Source organism: Mycobacterium sp. Soil_C_30 (assembly GCF_057656995.1).
In genome coordinates, this window is record NZ_JBDGJH010000003.1 from 203,074 (window position 1) to 220,580 (window position 17,507).

Sequence of the window (17,507 nt, forward strand, 5' to 3'; positions counted from 1 at the left end):
CGTGCAGCCCCCGTTGATCGCGGTCGTACACACCACGCCCGCATCCATCACCCCGACCGCGTCGGCGTTGCAGACCGAGATCCCCGGCGCCCGCGTCTGGAACCTGCTGGACGACCGTCTCGGTTCCGACGCCGACGAACTCGGATCGATGAGCGCAGCCCTGCGGGACCGGATGCTGAACCTGGTCCGCCATGGTGTCGACGGTGGGGCAGACGCGGTGCTGATGGTCTGCTCGATGTACGGCGACACCCAGCCGGTTGCGGAAAAGCTCTTCACCACACCGGTGTTCACCTCCGATGCTGACATGATGGCCGAGATCGCCGCCCGCGCCCCGCGCCGGGTGGCGGTACTGGCCTCGCTGCGGGCCGCCGCCACCGACACCACCACCCGGCTGGGTGACGCGGTGCACGGCGCGGACGTCGAGGTGGTTCCGGTGTTCTGTGACGGCGCCGCGCAGGCGGCCTCGGCCGGTGACCTGGCGGGGTTGGTCAACGCGCTGAGTGAAGGTGTGGACGCCGCGGAGGGGTCTTTCGACATGCTCTGTATCGCGCAGTATTCACTGAGCCCGGCCGCCGAGGAACTCGCCGCCAAGACGGGTCTGCCGGTGGTGAGCCCGCCGCAGTACGCGGCCCGGGCCATTGCCCGACGATTGGCACAGTCATGACCACGCCCAAGATCGGCTGCATCGCCGACGATTACACCGGCGGCACCGACGTGGCCGCGGCGCTGAGGCGGCAGGGTCTGCGGACAGTGCTGCTGTTCGGACCGCCGGCCGACGACATGGCCATCGAGCCCTGCGACGCGGTGGTGGTGGCGCTCAAGACCCGGGCCCTGGACGCCGAGGCCGCGGTGAAGATGTCGCTGGCCGCCCGGGAGTGGCTGATCGCCGAGGCGGGTGTCGACACCGTGTATTTCAAGTACTGCTCCACCTTCGACTCCACACCGGCCGGCAACATCGGACCCGTCACCGACGCGCTGCTGGATGCCGCGGGGGAGTCCACCACCGTGCTGTGCCCGGCCACCCCGGAGCACGGCCGCACGGTGTATCAAGGCAACCTGTTCGTCGGCGACGTCCCGCTGGCGGAATCGTCGATGCGCCATCACCCGCTGACCCCGATGACCGACTCCAATGTGGTCCGGTTGATGGCGGCCCAGACCCCGCATTCGGTGGGATCGATTGAGTGGCAACAGCTCAGACGGGGCGTCGATGCGGTGCAGTCCGCGTTGGCGCAAGCCGGGCGGCGCCATGTCGTCGTCGACGCCCTCGACGACGCCGACCTCGATGTCGTTGCCCATGCCGTGTCGGGTTTCGCGGTGGTCACCGGTGGCGCCGGTCTGGCAGGTGCTCTGGGCCGGGTGCTTGTGGAGAACGACGGCGCACACGCCCCGACCGCCCCGGTGCGTGCACCTGACGCGCCCACTGTGGTGTTCGCGGGCAGTTGCTCGAAAGCCACGCTCGGCCAGGTCGCCCACGCCCGCCGACATTTCGCGTCGTACCGGTTGGACCCCCGCACGGTGGCCTCGCCCGGCGAGTTGCTGGCGCCGGCGCTGGACTGGCTGCGCGGCAACCTCGGTGAGCAACCGGTGTTGATCTACTCCTCGGCGCCGGCGGAGGAACGCGGCCCGGCCGACCCCGCGGTCGCCGATCAACTGGAGTCGACCATGGGCGCGCTGGCCAGAGCGGCCGTCGATGCCGGGGCGCGGCGCATCGTCGTCGCCGGCGGCGAGACCTCCGGTGCAGTGGTGGACGCCCTGGGCCTGCGCTCGGTCGTGGTGGACGCCGAAGCCGACCGCGGTGTGCCCTGGTGCAGCACCGCCGATCACGGGGTGTCACTGTTGCTCAAGTCGGGTAACTTCGGAGCCACCGATCTGTTGGTCCGCGCTGCCACCAGCGAGGTGTTGGCATGAGCGCCGTCGACGTCGAAATCGTCGCACTGGGTGCGTCGTTCTTCCAGCGCGGACTGACCTTCGGCCGGACCGGCAACCTCAGCGCTGCCGATTCCGACGGCACCATCCTGATGACCCCCACGGGAGTGGCGTTGGACAAGCTGCGGGCCGGTGAACTGTCGCGGGTCGACCGCGACGGCAACCACCTCGGCGGACCGAAGCCCACCAAGGAGGCGTTCCTGCATCTGGCGCTCTACCGCGCCAGGCCGGATGCCGGCGCGGTGGTGCACACCCACAGCACCCACTCGGTGGCCGTGTCGTGTCTGGCCGAGGTGGACCGGGACAACGTATTGCCGCCGCTGACAGCGTATTACGCCATGCGGGTGGGCCGGCTGCCGCTGTTGCCCTACCACGCACCCGGCGACCAGCGCCTCGGTGAGGTCGCCGAGTTGGCCGCGACCAGAAGCCACGCGCTGCTGCTGGCCAACCACGGCCCGATCGTGGCGGGGGCCGACCTGGCCTCGGCGGCCGACGCGCTGGAGGAGATCGAGGAAACCGCGAAGCTGCAGCTACTGCTGCGCGGGCAAGCCGTGGTCCCCGTCGCGGACCGCGAAGTACAACGACTGGAGGAGCTCTACCGGTGAACGTTCAACTCGCGGCGCGTCAATTCAACGCCGAGCATGTGATGAACCACGGCGCGGACATCCTGGAGGCGCACGGTGTACCCCGGGGTGACGCGGAGCTGGTTGCCGAATCGCTGGTGACCTCCGACATCTGGGGTCACCCGTCGCACGGCATGCTGCGCCTGCCCTGGTACGTCGCCCGGGTGCGCTCGGGTGCGATGAAGGCGCTCACCCAGCCCAGGATGCTCAACACGTTCGCGGCTGTCACGGTGCTCGACGGCGCCGACGGAATCGGGCAGGTGGTCACCAACCACGCCATCGGGCTGGCCGCCGACGCGGCCACCGAATTCGGCGTCGGAGTGGTTGCGGTGCGCAACAGCAACCACTTCGGGACCGCGGCCTACTGGACGCGGCTGCTCGCCGAGCGGGGCTGCGTGGCCATCCTGACCACCAACGGCAGCCCGGCGATGGCGCCGTGGGGCGGCACCCAGAAGATGATCGGCGCCAATCCGTGGTCCATCGCGGTGCCGTCGGGCCGGCACGGCACCGTCGTCCTGGACATCGCCAACACCGGGGTGGCCCGCGGAAAGATCTACGCGGCCAAGGAACGTGGCCAGCGGCTGCCCGAGGGTTGGGCCATCGACGCCTCCGGCATCCCCACCACCGACCCCCAGGCGGCTATCGACGGTGTCATCCTGCCGATGGCCGGCCACAAGGGGTATGCGATCTCGTTCATGATGGATGTGCTGTCCGGAGTCCTCACCGGCAGCTCGTCTGCCACCGATGTCGTCGGCCCCTATGTTCCCGACAAGCGCAGTGGCTGCGGCCATCTGGTGATGGCCATCGACATCAAGGCGATCATGCCGCGCGAGCAGTTCGAGTCCCGGATGGACGAGTTGATCGACACGGTCAAGGCGTGCCCGACGGCGCCCGGCGCGGAGATCCTGGTGCCCGGCGAACTGGAGAACCGGGCGGTGCAGCGCGCCGCGGGCAGCATCACGCTGCCCGATGCCACCATCGCCGAACTCAGCGCCCTGGCCGCCGAAGCCGGTGTCGCACCCCTGATCGAGGAGTGATCGATGTACACCCTGTTCGTGACCGTGGACGTGAAACCAGACAAGGTCGACGAATTCCTGGCGGCCATCACCGTCAACGCCGAGGCGTCGTTGCGGGACGAACCCGGTTGCCTGGCGTTCGACGTGCACCGCGACATCGAGACCCCGACGCGGTTCTACTTCTACGAGATCTACACCGACGAGGACGCGTTCACGGTCGGTCACCGTGGTGCGCCTCACTACGCGGCATGGCAAGCGGTGGCCAAGGACGTGCTGGTGGCCGGAAGCCATCAGAACACCTTCGCCACGCCGCTGCACCTCGGCTCGTCGGCCGCGGCCGACGTCCCCTGAGCTGCAGAGGATGGGCGGAGGCAACTCGGAAGGCCGACGGCGTCAGATCGTCCCGCCGGGGAACATCGTCCGGACGGCCTGAGTGATGTTCTGGCGGGCAGTGGCGGCGTCGGTGGGATCGAGGGAGCTGATCGCCATCACGTAGCGCCGTTCGGGTCCGATCGCGCCGGTCGACACGTGCAACTGGTTGCCGCCGTTCCAGCAGCAGAACCAGCCCTGCTTGACCGCAACCGGCTCGGCATAGAGCCCCTCGGGGATGCCGAACCGCTGCGGATAACCGTCGGTCCCCGTCGGGGTGGATTGCCCGAGGTTGCTGACGATGACGTCGGCCTGTTCGGGGGGCAGTCCACCGGTTCCGTCCAGCAGCATGTCGTAGTAGCGGACGAGATCACTTGCAGTGCTTTGGGTGACGTCCCAGTGCCCGTTGTAGGGTGCCGTGGTGCCGGCCAACCCGTACCGGGCCTTGATGCGCGCGATGACGGCGTTCTGACCGCTGCGGTCCCAGAAGTTCTGGGCTGCGCTGTCGTCGGAGGAGCGCAGCATGATGTCGAGTGACTTACGGTCGGCATCGGACAGCTTCGTCTTGCCCTCCGACTCCTGCAGCAGCAGGTCATCGGCGATGAAGAGCTTCACCACGGACGCGATGGGGAACGGCTGATCAGCTCCGTTGGAGACCATCTGGCCGGTGTCGCGGTCCAACACCACGATCTCGATATCGGCACCGGACCGGGCTGCGTCGGCGGTGGCCTGACGGACGCGGGCGTCGAGTCCGTCAAAGGACGCCGTCGGTTGGGCGGGTGGGGCTGCCGGCAGCGCTGAAAGGGAAGCCTGGGGGGTGACTGGTGCCTGCGGGGTGTTGCCCGCGGTGGGCGGCGTACCCCAGACCTGAGCCTCACAGCCACTCAACAGCAGCGCCACACAGACGATCGCCGTGCTTGTCCTGGCCCGATTCGGCAACCGCAGGCGCATAAGTCTCCTCGAGTCGGATTTGAACCGGGCGAGCGGGGTCAACGCTGAGCCCACCGGTTACCCCAGAGTATCGGTGGCTCAAACGAGACCGGCAAAGGCTGCGCTGCCCTCCCGCGGCTGTGTGGATCGGCCGCTTCGACGCCGCCGGCGCCGATGTCATCCGGGCGCAGCCCGACGGGTTCGACGTGACCATCGAGGTCCAGCGATAGTCAGTCGGCCCTGACAGGGATCACGTGGCGGTGACGCCGGGGATCCGGCCTTCCCGGAACGCCTCCACGAAGTGACGATGATCATCCCGCACCACAGCGGCGTACGTCAGCCCGAATTCGACCATGTCGGCGATGAATCCGGCTTCGTCGTCGCCGATCACCGAGATGATCGCGTTCTCGGTCTGGAAGTCGACCAGCGATTGGTCGCTGTCGGTATCGCTCACGCAGTGCACCTTGGCCACGGCCTGGCCGAGTTGGCCGATGACTTCGGCCAATTCGTCGGGTTCGGTCAGCTCACTCCAATCCAGATCGGCCTCATACGGTGAGAGTTCGCTGACCACGAAGCCCACTCCGTCGATGTCGGTGTACCCGAGCAGCGGATCGGCGTGTGCCTGCAGCGCGCGCTGGGAGACCGCGGTGCGGTGGCCCTGGTGCTCGAAGTAGTCGTGCACCTCCGCGTCGTCGACGACGCGGCTCGGGGCGGCCACGTTGCCCTGTTTCATCGACAGCACGACGTCATTGTCGAGCGCCTGGTTGAATCCCTCGATCAGCACGGTGTAGGCCGGCAAGCCGGCGCTGCCGATGCCGAACCCGGTCTTGGCGATGACATCTTTGATGTCGTAGGCGATTCCACGGAACCGGTGGGCCTCCGGGATGGTCTCGAGGTAGCGGCTGAATGCCGCCTCCACCTTCCCCCGCTCGTCGTCGACGAGTCGGACCACACCCGGCAGCTCGCGGAAACGGCGGTCGAACTCGTCGACCACGGTCAGGTAGTTGAGCATCTCGGCGCGCGTGGAGAGCCGGGCGGTTTGCAGAGCCGACAGCACGGCGCCACGGGCGGTGAGGAGGTTGAGCGAAAAGGTGGAGTCATCCTCGACGTCGACGAACCACCGCACCTGGCGCACATAGGAACGCACGAACGTCTCGATCAACATGGTGATCGACTGATCGGAAAGTGCCTTCTGCCAACACATCAGCGCGATACTCGCGGCGAATCGCATCAGGTCCCAGGTGAAGTGCCCGACGTAGGCCTCATCGAAGTCGTTCACATCGAAGATCAACACTCCGGAGCCGTCCATGTAGGTGCCGAAGTTCTGCGCGTGCAGATCCCCTTGGATCCAGACCCGGCTGGTGTGCTCGTCTGCCCACCTGTCCTCGCGCACCGACACGTCGGCGTAGAACAGGCAGGCGCTGCCGCGGTAGAAGGCGAACGGGTCGGCCGCCATCTTGCGGAACTTGGTCCGAAACGCGTCGGGGTCGGCGGCCATCAGATCGGAGAAGGCCTCGACCAGGGTATCGACGATGAACAACTCCCGATCGTCGGGACCGGGGTTGCGTTCCGTATCACTCATGCGAACTAAGTGCCCAGCGTGACGCCTGATCAACCGCCGCCTGGCCGCCCGACGGCTCAGCCGCCGTCGAGCCGCCAGAACTGCCAACCCCCGAGATGACACCGAGACGCGTTTGAATTCGAACTGCTCACAGCCGGGTGACGCCGCTGGAAAGCGCAGTTTTGTGTTCGCTCAATCGCATTCGTTTCCTCCCGCATCGCGGGGGTAGTCCTGCCAACAGTTCAGGTGTGCCACGGGCGTCGAGCTCAGGCCGCAGCACGCCGAACTCAAGCGGCGGTGCCCGGACGGGCACCCCCGATCTGCATCTGAACATGAAGGAAGTGTTATGTCTCACCCCAGTGATCGACCCGCATCGAGCGGGGCTGACCCGCTGGCCGGCAGGTACCCGACGGGCAATCCTCAGCACAGGGCCCCGGCCGCCGAGCCGTCCACCGCGGAGGTGGCCCAGGATCAGGCAGGCAAGGTCGCCAACACCGCTCGCGACGCGGGACAACATGTCGCCGCTGTAGCGGGCGAGCAGGCCACCCAAGTAGCCTCCGAAGCGACGCAACAGGTCAAGCAGCTGGTGCACCAGACCCGCAGCGAACTCACTCAGCAAGCCTCCGAGCAGCAGAAACGGGTGGCGAGCGGGCTCCGCGGGCTCAGCGAGGAACTCACTGCCATGGTCCGGGGTTCCGACCAATCGGGCATGGCAGCCGAGATCGTGCAGCAGGCCGGCCAGCGCACCGAGGCGGTGGCGTCCTGGCTGGAGGATCGCGAACCAGGGCATGTCCTGGACGAGGTCACCCGTTTTGCCCGCCAACGGCCCGGGGCGTTCCTGGCCGCGGCGGCAGCCGCCGGCTTCCTGGTGGGCCGGCTGGGCCGAGGTTTGAAAGCAGCCAACGACGCGCCGTCTTCACAAAGCCGCGAATTGACCTCGAGCCCGGCGGAGTACACCACCCGCCCTCAGCCGTATGACCTCAACCGTCAGGCACCCGTCGCCCCCACCGCGGTCCCCCCGGCTCCGGCCTATCCGCCGGCACCGGCTTACGACACGAGCGGGTATCGGCGGCCTGATCCGACGCCCCGCGTGGCGCCGCCGACGAACTATCCGCCGCCGGCACCGGGATATCGCGAAGAATCCAGCGGCCGGAACCTGGCACCATGAGTGCGCCCTACCGCGATCCGCACGATCCCAACGCGCCCGCGCCGTCACTGGGGGAACTACTGGGTGAGGTGAGCAGCGACCTCTCGGAGTTGGTGCGCCAAGAGCTGGCGCTGGCCAAAGCCGAAGCGACGCAGACCGCCTCCCGTGCCGGGAAAGGCGTCGGCATGTACGCCGGTGCCGCCCTTGGCGGTTACTTCGCCCTGCTGTTCCTGTCGGTCGCCGCATGGTGGAGTCTCGGCAATCTCATCGGACACGGCTGGTCAGCGTTGGTGGTCATGCTCGTGTGGGCTGTGATCGCCGCCGTCCTGGCCGTCATGGGACGGTCTGCCCTGGCTGCCGCCAAGGGACTGCCGCAGACCACCGACACCGTCAAACGCATCCCCGATGCACTCACCCCCCGACCTGAGGAGACCCGATGACCACCAGCAATGACCCCGACCAGATCCGCGCTGAAATCGAGCGCACGCGTTCACGATTGAGCGCCGACGTGGACACCCTGGCGTACGAAGCGAAGCCCAGCACGATGGCCAAACGCAAGGTGGGCAAGGTCACCGGCGCGGTCGGCGGCCTGCGGGAGAGGGTGATGGGTTCCGTTCAGGACAACACGTCGTCGATGACCGATTCTGCGCAGTCGGCGCTGGCGTCGGCCGGCGAAACCGCACAGTCGGCGCCCAGCGCCGTGCGCCGGCAAGCGCAGGGCAACCCCATGGCGGCGGGGCTGGTGGCGTTCGGCGCCGGACTCCTGGTGGCCGCGCTCTTCCCGGCCAGTGAGAAGGAGCAGCAGGCCGCGGTGGCCGTCAAGGAAAAGGCCCAGCCCCTGCAGCAGGAGATCACCGACGTCGCCAAAGAGGCGGTCGACCACTTGAAAGAGCCCGCCCAGCAAGCGGCGCAAGCCGTGAAGGAAACCGCCACCGAGGCTGCAGGCACCGTCAAAGAGGAGGGCACGTCCGCGGCGCAGGACGTCCAAGGTCATGCCCAGCACGCCACGCAGAACGTGCGCGACCGCCAGAGCTGACCACTGCTGGCCGCACGTCACGAGAAATCAGGATCTACAACGGCTTTGACCCAGGAAGCGCGATGACGACGGCTTCCGGACCGGCGCCGTGAGAAGGGACGGGCGGAGGAGACCATCGTGGGGTTGGCACTGCTGTACGGGTTGGCTGCATCCAGCGCGTTGATCATCGGTGCTGTGGTCGGGGTGCGGTGGGACGCGCCGAAGAGGGTCACAGCAGTGTTGTTGGCATTCGCCAGCGGGGCGCTGATCTCGGCACTGGCGTTCGAGCTGTTCGAAGAGGCTTTCACGTTGGGTGGTGCTGTCCCCTCGGGGCTCGGTCTACTTGCCGGGGCTGCGACATTCGTCGTGGTGGACACCGCGCTGGACCGTTACATCAGTGGCCAATCCGGCCCCGACGAGCGGGAGGTCGCTGCATCCGGGGCGCGCAACGGGGTCGGGCTGGCGTTGCTGGCTGCGGTGACACTGGATGGTGTGCCGGAGAACGTGGCGCTGGGTGTGTCGCTGGTCGGCGGTGCATCGCTGTCGCTGCTGGCCGCCATCTTCTTCTCCAACCTGCCCGAGGCATTGGTCAGTGCCGTCGCGATGCGGGAGGCCGGGACCCGCACGCGCACAATCGTATTGACCTGGGTGGCGTGTGCGGTATTGCTGGCCGGTGCTGTGGTCGCGGGGCGCGCGACCGCGGGCGCTTTGAGCGAGCACGTCCTGGCCGTTGCGCTCGCCTTTGCCGGCGGCGCAGTGCTCGCTTCGCTGGCTGACACCCTGATGCCGGAGGCGTTCGAGCATGGGCGGCCGTTGAACGCGTTCGCCACCGCCGGAGGCTTCTTTCTCTCGTTCGTCCTCGCGGCGTGAGCACCCCCAAGGCCCAGCCGGCAAGCGGTCACAGGTTCTGCACGGGTACGGGTTCGATGCGCTCGGAGTCGGGGAGCGTGAAGCCGAATATCTGCGCGTAGAAGGATAACTCGGAGTCAAGAGCTCGGCGGATGTTGGCCGCCTGGCGAAACCCGTGCTGTTCGCCCTCGAACGCGACGTACGCCACGGGCACACCTTTGGTGCGCAGAGCGTCGACGATCATCTCGGCCTGGTTGGGTGGCACCACCTCGTCCTCGAGGCCCTGCAGCACGATCAGCGGCCGGTCGAAGCCGTCGACGTGGTGGATAGGTGAACGCTCGACGTAGAGATCGCGTTGTGCAGGGTACGGTCCGATCAAGCCGTCGAGATAGCGGCTCTCGAACTTGTGGGTCTCGGTGGCCAGCGCTTCGAGATCGGCGACGCCGTAATGGCTTGCGCCCGCTGCGAAAGTGTCGCGGAAGGCAAGGGCTGCCAGCGTCGTGTACCCACCCGCCGAGCCGCCTCGAATACAGAGCCTGGCCGGATCGACGCGGCCCTGCTCGCCCAGCCACCGGGCCGCCGCCTCGCAATCGTCGAGATCGACGACTCCCCACTGGCCGCGGAGCTGATCACGATAGGCACGGCCGTACCCGGTGGACCCGCCATAGTTGACGTCGACCACCGCGAAACCCCGGCTGGTCCAGTACTGCGCCCCCAGCTGCAGCATCGGCCGGGCCGCGCTGGTCGGACCACCGTGGATCAGCACGAGCAGCGGCGGAAGCTCCCCAGCTTCGGCCTCGACGTCGGGATTTGTCGGTGGGTAGAAAAGAGCATGGGCGGTGCGGCCGCCACTGGTCGGGAACGAGATCGATTCCGGCACCGAGAACCAATCCTGGCTGAGCCCCAGATCGCGTGGTGGACGCAGGATCTCGCCGGCCGTGACCTCGCCCGTGGGGTCGACGACCACCGACATCACAGCCGGTTCGGTGACGGCCGACGCACCGACGAAGACAACCCGGTCACCCTCGGCCTGGACGGAGGCAATCGAGGTGCAGGGCACGTCGAGGTCCACCACGGCACCGTCGGCAAGGCGAATCGCCAGGTGCTCGAGCCCGTTGCGCGAGAAGGCGAAGACGGTGCGCCCCTCTGAGAGGAAGGCGTAGCGGGACTGACCGAAAACCCATTGAGGTGCGCCGATCTCGGCGTCCATCGTCACCATGGCCTCGACCCGGTCCGCGTTGGGCACCCACCGGTAGAGGTTCCACCAATCGGACCGGTCGGAGATGAACCAGAGCGAACCGTCGTCGGCCCAGCGGGGCTGGCTCACCGATTCGCCGGCCGGGCGCCCCGCCACCACCCGAGGGGGACTCAGCAGCGGACCGGTGTCACTGTCGCGCAGCTCCGCCACGCACAGCTCGGTGCCGTCCCAGGGCATGTCGGGGTGTGACCACTGCAACCAGCACAGTCGGCCGGCATCGGCGGAAATCCGGGGGTCGGACACGAAGTCGGGACCGGTCACCAGGACCCTCGGGGCGAGCCGGCCCGAGGCATCGACTACGACGATCTCATTGACCACCTCGGCTGGGCCGCCACCGGCGGGATGATGCTCGCGCACCACCAGCGCCCAGCGCCCGTCCGCAGTGACGCACCCGTCGGCCCAGCGCTCACCGCGGGGCACCTCGGGCTCGGGGGTCACCGGCACCGGATCCGCCGCCCCGGTGATCGTGTACAGGCGCTGGTCGGCCCAGTCGGTGTACCACAACGTGTCACCTCCGACCCACCACGCGCCACCGCCGTACTCGTGGACGGCAGTGCGGGCGTTGGCTCCCGCAGGCAGCAAGTCGACTGGCGCTGCGTCGCGCGTCCGCTGGACCAGCTGCGTGCGGCCACCCTCTTCGGGCCGTTGCTCGGACCAGATGACGGTGTCACCGCGCAGGCTCACGCCGCCGAGCCCGGCCGCGGCGCGCACCACGAGCTCAGAGGTGATGGGTGTGGGCCATGAGCCGAAGGTCGCCATGCCGATCCAGCGTACTGTTCTGGCGGCTACCGCATCTGGCCGACGCTGAACCGCAGCAGGCTCTGCAGAATCAGTGCCTGGCTCTTCAAATCCGGCCCCTCGATTTGTTCGGTGGTCTCACTGGGCCTGATCCTGGCCTTCTCGCTGCTGTGAGACCGGGACGCCGCTCGGCGGTCGATCAGTGCTGCGAAAACCGATCTCCGACACTGATCGTGCCCTCGGTGACCACCTCGAGGTACGCGCCGGCGCAGGGCAGCCGTCCCAAGCCGAAGGAGTCGACGAGGTTCTCCGCCGCCGGGGTGCGAAGCGCATGTGTCGCACGGTCGAGCTCGCCGTGTTCGAGGGTGGGTATCACGCATCGAGGGGTGGGCCCCATACCTTTGAGCTCCACGGAACCGACAGCGAAAGTGCGCTCAGTCCAATCGTTTTCGGTGTACGGGGGAAATCCCGGGGGTGTCGCGATCACGATGTTGGGCCGGTAGCGCGCTGCCTCGGTGCCGATCCGGTCCAGCGTTGCGGTGGTGATCACGTGCAGTGGCGCGAGGTCGACGAATGAATCGCCCGGTGTGCCCTCGGCCAGTTCCAGTAGCGGAGCGTCCACCACCGCGTCCAGTCCCTGATCGAGAACCTGCTCGGGGTCGGCGCGTTCCAGGCTCACACCCGGGGGGCGGCTGGTGGCCACCCGCACCGGCCGCGACACCAGCTCGGAGACCGCCTCGGCGAAACCGTCCTCGTCGGGCGCCACGTCGGTCCCGTCGGGCAGCCGGACTCGCACGCGTCCGCCGTCGATGCTGGCGGTGCACTTGAGAAGCTGGCGCCAGAGGCGAGCCTGTTTGGCGCTGGCCACCCGCCCGGTCTCCTGGTCGATCAACGCCAGGCGCCGATCTCCTTCGGCTCCGCCGAAGCCGACGTTCAACGCGGCGACCGTCTCACCGAGCATCGACTTCACCGGGTAGCGGTGCAGGCTTGCGACGCGCAGCTGCTGTCCGTCGGTCATCGTCAAACCATACGAGGGCAGTTGTCGTGAACATAATGTGCACAACCTGGCGATCCCACTGCCGCGACCGGACGATGGACACCACGAATGTCGAGCGAGAGGTCGTGAGCGTGGTTTCACCGCAGGTAGCGGAGCGCATCCGTAAGCCGCACTGGTCGCTGGCCCGGACGTGGCTGCTGCAACCGGGTGTCCCAGATGGCGCCGACGCGTTCGACGCCGCAGCCGCGGGCAACACCGACGCCCTGGTCCTCGACATCGAAGACGGCCTGCCTGATTCCCAGAAGACGGCGGGTCGCGCCTCGGTGACCGAATGGCTGCACGCCGGCGGGCGCGGGTGGGTGCGCATCAACAGCGTGAGTACGCCCGCTTGGGCCGCGGATCTGGACGCCGTGGCAGACGCACCTGGGCTCGCCGGTGTGATGCTGGCCAAGACCGAATCGGTCGACGACATCGCCGCGACCACCGCCCGGTTACCTGTCGGCACGCCGGTGGTGGCTCTGATCGAATCGGCACTCGGCATCGAGTCGGCATTCGATATCGCACGGACTCAGGCATGCTGCCGGATCGCCTTCGGGGTCGGTGATTTCCGCCGCGATACCGGGATGAGCGGTGACCCGGCGGTGCTGGCCTACGCGCGGGCCAGGCTGGTGATCGCCAGCCGCGCTGCCCGGCTGCCCGCCCCGATCGACGGACCGACCCTGCGTACCGCCGCCAACCACCTGGCCCGTGATACGGCTGTCGCCAAAGCCGCCGGGATGACCGCACGGCTGTGCCTGGATCCCGCGCACGCCGAGACGGTCAACAATCTGTTGAGTCCCTCGCCGCTGGAAATCGACGAGGCGCGCCGCACTCTGGCGCGGCTGGACGCACCCGCCGGCGCGTACGACGGCAGCGTCGGTCCCACCCGGGCCCGGGCCGAAGCGGTCCTGGACCTGGCCGCCAAACTCGGTCTGGCCTGACCGGTCAGCCGCCGAGTTCGGACACTGCCGCATCGAGAACAGCGGCCTGCTCACTGAGCTCGTGCTCGGTGAGGTCCGTTCCGCCGGTGCGGTCGAGCAGTGCACTCCGGGAGATGACCTCGAGCGCACCCAGGTAGTCGCTGGTGTCGAGTTCGTCGCTGCCGATCACCTCGGCTCGCCCCTCGATGAGCACCAGGACCGCGCTGGGTCCTGCGTCGAGCAGCTGAGCAACGTCGTCGCCCGAAATCATCATCGTGCGCGTATACCCGCGTCGGCGGCGCTCTCACAATGTCAGCTTGACTCTCCCCCTGCGGGAGACCTCACCGTGGGGTCATGACACCGCACAACAGAGTGGACGTGCCCACCGAATGGGATGCACTCCCGCAGACGATCACGACGTATCTGGCTGCGCACGCCCCCCCATGCTCAGGCAGGTCCACGAAGCGATGATCCGGCAGGACGGTGCGCAACCGGGAGACCCGCGGCGCGGTGTCCGCGCGGTGATCGCGGCCATGTCCCAGGAGTCGCCGCCACCTCCGCACTCGAGCAGACCCTCGGCGACATCCGGGCAAACGAAATGCTCTCGCGCGGAACGGATTTCCCTGAGGAGTCACTGGACACCCAGAGATCGGCGTGAGAGTCGCACTCGATGCCGTCGCCGGAGCGGTGCGACCCGGCTCTTCAGGACCCTTACGGCGTGAGCGCGGCTTCGAGCAGCGTCTCGGCCGCCGCCCGCGCGAAGTCGCCGCGACCCGGGTCGTTGAACACCATGGCCCTGCCTGCCACGCCGTCGGCCAGGATGGCCAGTTGTTCGGCCAGCTGCGCGGGATCGCGCGCGCCCAGTTCCACCAGGAGGTCGGCAATCCGTGAGGTGAAGTCACGTTTGCGATCACGCGTGTAAGCGTGCGCTGGACTCGCTGGGTCGGGAAACTCGGTTGCGGCTGCCGTGAAGGGGCAACCGCGCACCGGGCCGTCGGACGGCGGAATCCGGAACAGCGCCAGGATGCGCTCACGGGGCGGGACGTCCGCACGGTCGAGTAGGCCCTCCATGGTGAGTCCGGCGTCGGCCAGGTGCCGGAGGTAGGCCACCACGAGGTCGTCCTTGACCGGGAAGTGCGCATAGAGCGTGCGCTTGGAGACCGGCGCTGTCGCGGCGATCTGCTCCATGGTCGTCGCGTTGATGCCCTGCGCCTCGAACAGTCGCGTGGCCGCGGCCACGATGCGCTCGCGCCCGCCACGGCCCCTGGTCTCGGTCATACAGACAAAGTACACGCCGACGTTTACTTTCTCGGGCACACCCGATAGTGTGGCTCAGAAGTAAACGTAAACGTCTACATAAGAAAGGCTGGAGATGGTCGACACCCCCACCCTGGGCCAGTCCGTCGGTCAGGTGATCCGCAGCCGCCGCGCCACCCGGGCATTCCGGCCCGACGAGGTTCCTGCCGACACCATCCGGACGGTCTTCGAGCTGGCGAGCCATGCGCCGTCGAACTCGAATACCCAACCGTGGCACGTCGAGGTGGTCAGCGGCGCCGCCCGAGAGCGCCTCGCCGACGCCATCGTGGCTGCCGACAAGGCGAACAAGGCCTCGTTGGATTTCCCGTACAACGACCAGATGTACCAGGGGGAGCACCAGAGTCGTCGCAAGGAATTCGGCGCCAAACTCTACGAAACCTTGGGTATCGCGCGAGAAGACACCGAGCTACTGGACTTCTACAACAAGAAGAGCCTGCGGTTCTACGACGCGCCGCACGTCGCGATGATCTTCGCACCGGATACCGCGGAGGTCCGCATCGCCGCCGATGTGGGTATCTACACCCAGACGCTGCTGTTGGCGATGACAGCGCACGGGATCGCGTCGTGCCCTCAGGGTCTGCTGTCTTTCTACGCCGATACCGTCCGGGCCGAACTCGGTGTCGAGGAGAACCGGAAGTTGTTGCTGGGCATATCCTTCGGCTACGCCGACGACAGCGCGCCCGTGAACGGTCTTGTTGTTCCCCGGGCCGAGTTGTCGGCGACCACCCGCTTCCATCGCTGAGCCCGGACCTTCATCCGTCATTGCTGCGCACCGGGCGGCGCACGGCCGAGGTGACGAGGTGGCGACGTAATCGGCCGCTCGATGAACGGAAGAGCGAGTTCATGGCCGCGGCGGTGCCGCGGACGTCGTCGCGGGCGGTGAGGTAGGTCCACCGGTCCGAGTCGGGCAGGGCGAAGAACTGTTCGAAGAATCCAGGGACATCGGCCGGAGGCATCCGCAGGAGTGCTTCCAAGCCGATCCGGCGGAAGCGGTGGATGACCTGCGCGGCGGGCGGCCAGACGGATGCCTGGGCCGCGGCCAGCGCCCGGTCCGGCTCGCCCGGCAGGTGTGCGGCGAGCGCATCCGCAACCTGCGGGGCGAGCCGCAGGGACGCGGCCAGGCTGAAGCCGGTCGCCGGGTGGATCAACGGGGCGGCCGCACCGAACCCGAGAACCCCGCGACCATGGTGCCGTGGGTGATCAACCCGGAACGAAACCCGCTCGGTTCGTGCGTCTTTCGGGACCGGAACACCGTGGTGGGCCAGCCGGGCGTGCAAGCGTTGGCGCAGCGCCGGCAGTGGCAGCCCCGGCCGTCGAGCCAGTGACGTCTCTTCCACCAGCACGTGGCCTCCGCCCAGCGGAACCACATAGAGGAACGTCGGCCACCCGGTCTCCCCGTGATCGGCGCGCCAGTCCATGAACAGTGCCTCGCCGGCGGATATCAGTGGTGCGGCGGCGTGTTCGTCGAGAATCAAACCGTAGGCAGTTTGTTCAGCGGGTATTCGGCGCGACGGCGTCGGGTCCAGCGGGCGCGCCCGGCCTCCGGCGTCCACGACGACCGAGGCCCTCAGATGCGACCCGTCGGCCAACGCAACCACGCCACGCTCCGGTGACCCGACCGCGCGGCCCGCGTGGAGGTGCACGCCGGTGAGCTGATCGGCGAGGTGCGCCTGGAGAGCGGGCACATCCAGGACGGCGTACTCCCAACCCAAGTGGTGCTCCGTCAGCGCGATCGCCCGGCCTGCGGCTCGGGCCGCGACCACCGCAGCCGGCAGATCGGTCGGCAGCTCCCGGCTCCACATCCCGTAGGTGGCCAGCCAGGGACGTTCCGGGGAAGGGTCGACCAATCCGGTGACCAATCCGAGCCGCCCACACGCCCCCGCCAACGCCATGCCCGCGGGGCCGGCTCCGACCACCAGAACGTCCATTCGTCCAATCGTGCCCTGTACCGCGAGAATCGCCCGCACGACCAGCCGCTGCTGCCGATGGTGTTCCTCAGGAGACCGTCCGTACGACACCGCCGTCGACGCGGATATCGGCGCCGCTGATGTAGTCGGCATGCGTGCCGGCAAGGAAGGTCACGGCGGCGGCCACCTCCTCGGGTCGGCCGAACCGGCCGATGTCGTTGGGAAACCATGCGGCGGAGGCGGCCGCCTCGATGTCGTCCCAGCTCGGGCCCCAGCCATGGTCAGCGGCGACCCGCATCGTCATCTCGCGGGTTGGCTCGGTGAGGATCGCCCCCGGGGCGACGATGTTGGCGGTGACGCCTGTGCCGGCCAGTTCCCGCGCCAGGGACACCGTCAGGTTGTGCCGGGCGGCCAGTGTGGCGTTGTAGTGCGGTTGCATTGCGGCGGGTTGTAGCGCCAGCCCGCCGCCGATCTGGATGATGCGGCCCCACCCGCGTCTGCGCATGCCGGGCGCCAGGTGGCGGATCAGGCGGATTGCCGACATGACGTTGGCCTGATAGATGCCCGCCCACTGTTCATCGGACAACTCCGACCACGAAAGTCCGTCGTAGTAGCCGGCGTTGTTGACCAGGATGTCGACATCGCCGGCGGCTTCGCAGACCGCGGCGGCCTCAGTGGCCGAGGCCAGATCGCCGAGAACCGGAACGGCGCTGCCACCGCGCGCTCGAATCCGGTCGGCAACAGCGTGTGTTCGCGCCTCGTCTCGTCCGTGAACAACAACGGAAGCGCCTTCTGCTGCCAGCATTTCGGCTATCGCCTGACCGAGCCCTGTGCTGGAACCACTGATCAGCGCGCGCTTGCCGGTCAAACCCATGTCCATGGCGAAACTCCTTGT

At 68.0% G+C, this 17,507-nt stretch carries 19 protein-coding genes; 11 read left to right on the forward strand and 8 right to left on the reverse strand.

The features are described from left to right. Window positions 1–13: 13 nt before the first annotated feature. Genes AC3A6P_RS06640 through AC3A6P_RS06660 form a run of 5 tightly spaced genes read left to right on the forward strand, consistent with a single transcriptional unit; the run spans window position 14 to window position 3,916 of the window. The gene (locus AC3A6P_RS06640) at window positions 14–664 is read left to right on the forward strand and encodes an aspartate/glutamate racemase family protein (protein WP_487689872.1); all 651 of its coding nucleotides are present in this window, start codon (window positions 14–16) and stop codon (window positions 662–664) included. Next, complete coding sequence (gene otnK, locus AC3A6P_RS06645) at window positions 661–1,908, forward strand: 3-oxo-tetronate kinase (protein WP_487689875.1); 1,248 nt, start codon at window positions 661–663, stop codon at window positions 1,906–1,908. The genes AC3A6P_RS06640 and otnK overlap by 4 nt, the downstream gene beginning before the upstream one ends. Next, window positions 1,905–2,531 (forward strand): 3-oxo-tetronate 4-phosphate decarboxylase, encoded by a 627-nt coding sequence (gene otnC, locus AC3A6P_RS06650; RefSeq protein WP_487689878.1) that lies wholly within the window; start codon window positions 1,905–1,907, stop codon window positions 2,529–2,531. Before otnK ends, otnC begins: the two co-directional genes overlap by 4 nt. Further along, window positions 2,528–3,586, forward strand: a complete 1,059-nt coding sequence (locus AC3A6P_RS06655; RefSeq protein ID WP_487689881.1) for an Ldh family oxidoreductase — start codon at window positions 2,528–2,530, stop codon at window positions 3,584–3,586. The genes otnC and AC3A6P_RS06655 overlap by 4 nt, the downstream gene beginning before the upstream one ends. Before the next feature lie 3 nt (window positions 3,587–3,589). Then, window positions 3,590–3,916: a putative quinol monooxygenase gene (locus AC3A6P_RS06660; protein WP_487689883.1), complete on the forward strand. Its 327-nt coding sequence runs from the start codon at window positions 3,590–3,592 to the stop codon at window positions 3,914–3,916. Between the two features lie 42 nt (window positions 3,917–3,958). Here the strand turns inward: AC3A6P_RS06660 and AC3A6P_RS06665 are convergent, their stop codons facing one another. Next, a complete protein-coding gene (locus AC3A6P_RS06665; RefSeq protein WP_487689886.1) occupies window positions 3,959–4,885 on the reverse strand; it encodes a serine hydrolase in 927 nt (308 codons plus the stop codon). A gap of 229 nt (window positions 4,886–5,114) precedes the next feature. Then, window positions 5,115–6,446, reverse strand: coding sequence for a DUF2252 domain-containing protein (locus AC3A6P_RS06670; RefSeq protein WP_487689889.1), 1,332 nt, complete (start codon window positions 6,444–6,446; stop codon window positions 5,115–5,117). Between the two features lie 325 nt (window positions 6,447–6,771). On the opposite strand from AC3A6P_RS06670, the gene AC3A6P_RS06675 reads away from it, so the two are divergent. From AC3A6P_RS06675 to AC3A6P_RS06690, 4 genes are all read left to right on the forward strand, one after another. After that, window positions 6,772–7,593, forward strand: coding sequence for a hypothetical protein (locus AC3A6P_RS06675; RefSeq protein ID WP_487689892.1), 822 nt, complete (start codon window positions 6,772–6,774; stop codon window positions 7,591–7,593). Beyond that, window positions 7,590–8,012, forward strand: a complete 423-nt coding sequence (locus tag AC3A6P_RS06680) for a phage holin family protein (RefSeq protein WP_487689896.1) — start codon at window positions 7,590–7,592, stop codon at window positions 8,010–8,012. Before AC3A6P_RS06675 ends, AC3A6P_RS06680 begins: the two co-directional genes overlap by 4 nt. Next, window positions 8,009–8,608 carry a DUF3618 domain-containing protein gene (locus AC3A6P_RS06685; RefSeq protein WP_487689898.1) on the forward strand — a complete coding sequence of 200 codons (600 nt, stop codon included), beginning with the start codon at window positions 8,009–8,011 and terminating at the stop codon, window positions 8,606–8,608. Before AC3A6P_RS06680 ends, AC3A6P_RS06685 begins: the two co-directional genes overlap by 4 nt. A gap of 117 nt (window positions 8,609–8,725) precedes the next feature. Then, window positions 8,726–9,457, forward strand: a complete 732-nt coding sequence (locus AC3A6P_RS06690; RefSeq protein WP_487689901.1) for a ZIP family metal transporter — start codon at window positions 8,726–8,728, stop codon at window positions 9,455–9,457. Window positions 9,458–9,485: 28 nt separating this feature from the next. On the opposite strand, the gene AC3A6P_RS06695 is transcribed toward AC3A6P_RS06690, so the two are convergent. After that, entirely contained in the window at window positions 9,486–11,453 is a 1,968-nt protein-coding gene (locus AC3A6P_RS06695) for a S9 family peptidase (protein ID WP_487689904.1), read from the reverse strand. Window positions 11,454–11,631: 178 nt separating this feature from the next. Further along, window positions 11,632–12,450, reverse strand: a complete 819-nt coding sequence (locus AC3A6P_RS06700; RefSeq protein ID WP_487689907.1) for an MOSC domain-containing protein — start codon at window positions 12,448–12,450, stop codon at window positions 11,632–11,634. Between the two features lie 104 nt (window positions 12,451–12,554). Between AC3A6P_RS06700 and AC3A6P_RS06705 the strand changes: the two genes are divergently transcribed. After that, window positions 12,555–13,409: an HpcH/HpaI aldolase/citrate lyase family protein gene (locus AC3A6P_RS06705; protein ID WP_487689910.1), complete on the forward strand. Its 855-nt coding sequence runs from the start codon at window positions 12,555–12,557 to the stop codon at window positions 13,407–13,409. Between the two features lie 4 nt (window positions 13,410–13,413). On the opposite strand, the gene AC3A6P_RS06710 is transcribed toward AC3A6P_RS06705, so the two are convergent. Then, a complete protein-coding gene (locus AC3A6P_RS06710; RefSeq protein WP_487689912.1) occupies window positions 13,414–13,662 on the reverse strand; it encodes a hypothetical protein in 249 nt (82 codons plus the stop codon). Window positions 13,663–14,099: 437 nt separating this feature from the next. Continuing rightward, the gene (locus tag AC3A6P_RS06715; RefSeq protein WP_487689913.1) at window positions 14,100–14,666 is read right to left on the reverse strand and encodes a TetR/AcrR family transcriptional regulator; all 567 of its coding nucleotides are present in this window, start codon (window positions 14,664–14,666) and stop codon (window positions 14,100–14,102) included. A 94-nt stretch (window positions 14,667–14,760) separates the two neighbouring features. Here AC3A6P_RS06715 and AC3A6P_RS06720 point away from each other — a divergent pair, with 94 nt between their 5' ends. Further along, complete coding sequence (locus AC3A6P_RS06720; protein WP_487689916.1) at window positions 14,761–15,447, forward strand: nitroreductase; 687 nt, start codon at window positions 14,761–14,763, stop codon at window positions 15,445–15,447. A gap of 10 nt (window positions 15,448–15,457) precedes the next feature. Here the strand turns inward: AC3A6P_RS06720 and AC3A6P_RS06725 are convergent, their stop codons facing one another. Together AC3A6P_RS06725 and AC3A6P_RS06730 are read right to left on the reverse strand one after the other, a co-directional pair. After that, window positions 15,458–16,633, reverse strand: coding sequence for a lycopene cyclase family protein (locus AC3A6P_RS06725; protein WP_487689919.1), 1,176 nt, complete (start codon window positions 16,631–16,633; stop codon window positions 15,458–15,460). A gap of 67 nt (window positions 16,634–16,700) precedes the next feature. Continuing rightward, entirely contained in the window at window positions 16,701–17,492 is a 792-nt protein-coding gene (locus AC3A6P_RS06730) for an SDR family NAD(P)-dependent oxidoreductase (RefSeq protein WP_487689921.1), read from the reverse strand. Window positions 17,493–17,507: the final 15 nt, after the last annotated feature.